The organism is Spongiactinospora rosea (genome assembly GCF_003315795.1).
Lineage (GTDB): Bacteria > Actinomycetota > Actinomycetes > Streptosporangiales > Streptosporangiaceae > Spongiactinospora > Spongiactinospora rosea.
In genome coordinates this window covers 1-4,581 of record NZ_QMEY01000062.1, presented here as the reverse complement: position 1 = coordinate 4,581, position 4,581 = coordinate 1, and the positions used below count along the sequence as shown (strand labels likewise).

The following is a 4,581-nucleotide window of genomic DNA, read 5'->3' as shown; positions in this document are numbered from 1 at the left end:
GGTCACGTCCACGGAGGTGGTGTATGAAACAGCCTGCGCGTGATCCTGCCCGCCAGGTTAAGCGGTAAGGGTTCGCGGCAGTGGGTCTTGAGCGGGCGTGTCGCCGTCGATTACCCGGAGCCGGGCCTTGGCCAGCACGTCCAGGCCCATGTAACGACGCCCTTCCACCCACTCATCCGTCTGCTCGGCCAGCACTGCGCCCACGAGGCGGATGATCGCCGCCCGATCCGGGAAGATGCCGACCACATCGGTGCGCCGGCGGATCTCCTTGTTCAGCCGCTCTTTTAACCGGCCCTCGCTCTCGGGGCAATGCAGTTGAGGAAGTTGCTGGTCAGTGCTCGAAGCGGGACAGGTGGTCGGTGAGAGCGTCGGCAACGCGTGCATGTCGGGCCGCTTCACCGTTCCAGCCGCGATCTTCGGCATCAGTCTGAAGCGCTTGAACGTCGGTGAGCTGGGTGCGGAGGGCGTCGGTGAACTCGGGGCCGGTGACGAAGTTGTCGCAGGTCTCGCAGATGTTGGCGTAGGGGCAGGCGCCCGCTGCCTCGTGCCGGGAGCAGTAGCCGTGAGCGACGCGGGTCTTGAGCATCTCGCTGTTGAGCCAGGTCACCTTGTCGGGGACGATCGGCTTGCCGGCCGGGGTGAGGGTGAACTGGCGGCGCATCTTGCCCATCGCCTCGTCGTAGGCGATGCGCAGCGTCGGGGAGGCCAGGGTGGCGTAGCGGATCGTCATCTGCGGGGTGACATGCCCGAGCAGCGCCATCAACGCCTGCAGGCTCATCCCGGCGTTGGCCAAGCCGGTGGCCCAGGTGTGGCGGAGCTGATGTGGGGTGATGACGAGCACGCAGCCGTCGGGCGCGCGGAGCCCTGCCAGTTCGGCGGCAGCGAGCAGCCCGTTGCGCAGCCGGGTCGCGCCGAGTCTGCGGCCGTGCAGGGTGAACAGGAAGTCGGTTGGTGTTGCGGTGCGTGGGTGCGGCAGCGGGCGGTGAACGCCGCGCAGCGTGGCCCATTCATCCAGCGCACTGAGGGCGTCGGCGTCCAGGGGGACCATGCGTTCGGTGGCGAGCTTGCCGAGCGGGACTTTCAGCCAGGACCCGGTGGGGCCGTAGTCAATGATGCTGCCGATCTCCAAGTCGAGCAGTTCCCCGACGCGTAGTCCCGTGCCGCGAAGGACAGGCAGGGCCAGGCGGGCGAAATCGTCGTCCAGGCGGGTGACGGCGTTCATGAGGGCGGCATCGATGTCGGGCGGCAGCGCCCGGGGCAGCGGCTGGTCAAGCTTGGGAATGTCGGCGGCGAAGACCAGGCGGCGGGTGGGCGCCTCGGCCCAGCCCCAGACGGCGATGTCGTCGAGCATGTTGCGCAGGCTGAGTGCTGCTGCTTGGGCGACCGCCGCCGAGACGGTGCGGCCTGCCCCGGCGGCGGCGCGCTGGCCGCGCCAGGGCCGGGTGCGGTTGAAGATGAGGTAGCCCTCGATGTGGTGCCGTTCCAGTTGGCGCAGCGAGGTCAGCTCGGGATGCTGGTCGGTGAGGTAGTCGGCGAACGGCAGCAGGTCATTGATCAGGCTCTCCACCGATTTGGGCCGCAGCACCGCGGTGCGGGTGCGGACATAGCGCAGCAGCACCTGGCGGATCTGGTCGGCCATCGGCACCTGGGCGAAGCGTTGCTCCAGGGTGCGCGCCCAGGGCCGCCGCCGCGGCGGGGTGTCGATCACGCGGGACTCGAACAAGATCTGACGGACGCCGGCGATCCGGTTGCGGTATGCACGACGCGAGCTTGCGGGGATGGTCATGGTGGAGGCGATCGCGGTGTCGAAGGCGTCCACCAACTCGCCGGTCACCTCCGCGACCATGCCGCCGTGCCAGGCCAGCAGCACGGCCAAGCACTCGCCGAGCACCGTCTTCACCCAGTCAGGCGTCCAGCCGAGCCGCAGCCCAGCCTGCCTGATTGCGGCGAACCCGTTGGGATCACGGGCCTGGATGGCGTCGGCCAGCCCGGTCAGGTGCTTGATCCCGGCCAGTTCCAGGTCCAGCCGAAGACAGCCGGTCCCGATCGCGTAGCAGATCAGTGGCCAGAAACCGGTTCGCCTGAGCTCCAGGCAGCGATCAGCGGCTGGGCGGGCCATCCAGACATCCAGATCGGGATGGCGTGCCAGGAACGCACGGGCGATCCGGGTGCGATCGCGCACCGCCCGTCGCCCCAGCCCGAGGGAGGCGACGTGGGCCAGGTAGTCCTCCAGCAAACCGTGCTCGGCTGGGGCCTGGTGGGCGAGACTGGTCATCGCGAACCACCTGCGCTCTGGCGGAAGCGGGCGGCGGCGTACTCGGCCGCCAACTGCTCGACCGACAGGTGCACGTAGGCGGCGGTGGTCTCCGGATTGGCGTGGCCCATCAACTCGCGCAACGCCAGCAGGTCGATGCCGGCCGCGGCCAACTCGGTGCCGTAGGTGTGACGCAGCCGGTGCGGGCGCACCCGCAGCGCGCCCGAGAGCTGTCGATGACGGCGAAACAGGCTGCGCAGCCCGGCCTCACTCACCGGTGCGCCCGCCGTCGGGCCCCGCAGCACCACGAAACACTCGGCCGTTTTCAACCCCGTCGGGCGTTCCAGGCGCAGGTAGGCCGTCAGTTCGGTGAAGAACGTCGCGTCGACCGGGACGACGCGTTCCTTGTTCCCCTTGCCGATCACGCGCAGCCGCCGTGCGCCCATGTCGACATCGGCCAGCTTCAGCCCACGGACTTCGGCCGAGCGCAGCCCACCCAGCAGCATCGCCAACGCCATCGCGCGATCGCGGTGAGTGGCCAAGCTCGACAAGAACGCCTCAACATCGCCGCTCGGCAGCGATTCCGGCAGGCGACGGGGCTGCCGCACCAGACGGCCACCCCCGCGAACTCGCCCCGGGCCCAGATGTCCCAGCAGCCCGCGAGCCTGGGGCCGCAACCCCTGCCCCCGCCGGGGCGCGGGAACCGGGTTGCCTGCCCGGACGCCGGTCATGACCTGATACTCGAAGAACGCCCGGACCGCCGCGACACGACGGTTGATCGTGGACGGGGCCGCGCCTCGTCGCGCCGACCGCACCGCCTTCCCGCCGTTGTCACGGCGGACGCCTTGCCAGTCCACCCAGGCGAAGATGTCCGTCGCGGTCACCGCATCAACGGTGAGTGGCTGCTGGATGAGGAATCGGGCGAAGTTCACCAGGTCGAAGGCATAGGCCCGGATCGTGGCCGGACTGAACGCCCGCGCGGCCAAGTGCGCCAAGAAGGCGTTCGCTGCCTCGACGCCGTCCCAATTGCCGGCCAGCCGGTGCTCTCCGTCGAGTAGTCGCGCGTGAACCATCATGACCCATCCCCATCTGTCGCTCCTCACCCGGCAGGATCCACCCCCTGCGAGATCGCCGGGGCCGACTTCCAGCAACAGCCCAGATCAGACCGCTGGAAGGCCGGTTAACAGATAGAGGATTGTTCGACCAGATCTGCCGCCACACATCGCGCGGGAAGGCGGCGAAGGCCAGCAGGTCGGCTCCGGCGCGGTCGAGGTGGTCGGCGGCGGCCGGATACTTCACTGCCAAAGCGTCGATCACCCACCGATGCTGCGCGGCCACCGCCTCGGCACCGTCCTGGTCGAAGATCGTGCGCACCAGGGTGGCCACCCACGGCTGAGCCGACTTCGGGACACGGGTGAGCAGATTACGCAGGTAGTGGGTGCGGCAGCGCTGCCAGACCGCGCCGGGCAACGCGGCGCCGATCGCGTCCACCAGCCCCGGGTGGGCATCGGAGATGGCCAGCTGCACCCCGGACAGGCCGCGGGCGACCAGCCCGCGCAGGAAGCCCAGCCAGCCGGCGCCGTCCTCGGCGGAGGTGACCTCCAGCCCGAGGATCTCCCGATGGCCGTTGCCGTTGACACCGGTGGCGATCAGCGCGTGCACGTTGATGATCCGCCCGCCTTCGCGGACCTTCTGCGTCAACGCGTCCAGCCAGACGAAGGTGTAGGGGCCGGCGTCAAGCGCGCGGGTGCGGAACGCTTCGACCTGCTCATCCAGCGCCTTGGCCATCACCGAGACCTGGCTTTTGGAGATGTGCTTGATCCCGAGCTGCTCGATCAGTTTGTCGACCCGCCGGGTTGAGACCCCCAGCAGGTAGGACGTCGCGACGACGCTGATCAGGGCCTGTTCGGCGCGGCGGCGGCGTTCCAGCAGCCAGTCCGGATAGTAGGTCCCGGTCCGGAGTTTGGGGACGGCCAGGTCGATGGTGCCGGCGCGGGTGTCCCACTCGCGGGTGCGGTAACCGTTACGGGAGTTGACTCGCTCCTCGCTGCGCTCACGGTAGGGGGCTCCGCACATGCTGTCGGCCTCGGCCGACATCAACGCCTCGGCCATGGTCTTCACCATGGAGCGCAACATGTCGGGGTCATCGGTCTGGAGTTGCTTCGTCAGCCACTGCTGGGGCGTCACACTGTTGTCTGCGGCCATCGCTGGTCTCCTTCGATCTTGAACTGTGCATTCGAAGGATCACGCGATGGCCGTTCTCGTTCCTCGTCGCCACGCTTGTGACCTGGTCAAACTCGTACACCACTTCCGTGGACGCAACCCCG

The 4,581-nt window shown here is 68.8% G+C and carries 2 protein-coding genes and 2 pseudogenes; all 4 read right to left on the bottom strand.

The window, feature by feature from the left end; genetic code table 11:
- Positions 1-57 precede the first annotated feature (57 nt).
- Positions 58-282: pseudogene (locus DP939_RS45075) on the bottom strand (transposase); the annotation flags it as partial.
- Between the two features lie 49 nt (positions 283-331).
- On the bottom strand, positions 332-2,275 hold the full coding sequence (locus DP939_RS45070) for a tyrosine-type recombinase/integrase (RefSeq protein ID WP_113986962.1): 1,944 nt from the start codon (positions 2,273-2,275) through the stop codon (positions 332-334).
- Positions 2,272-3,327: a tyrosine-type recombinase/integrase gene (locus DP939_RS45065; RefSeq protein WP_113986961.1), complete on the bottom strand. Its 1,056-nt coding sequence runs from the start codon at positions 3,325-3,327 to the stop codon at positions 2,272-2,274. The genes DP939_RS45070 and DP939_RS45065 overlap by 4 nt, the downstream gene beginning before the upstream one ends.
- 118 nt (positions 3,328-3,445) lie before the next feature.
- Positions 3,446-4,459, bottom strand: a pseudogene (locus DP939_RS45060) (IS256 family transposase); the annotation flags it as partial.
- Positions 4,460-4,581: the final 122 nt, after the last annotated feature.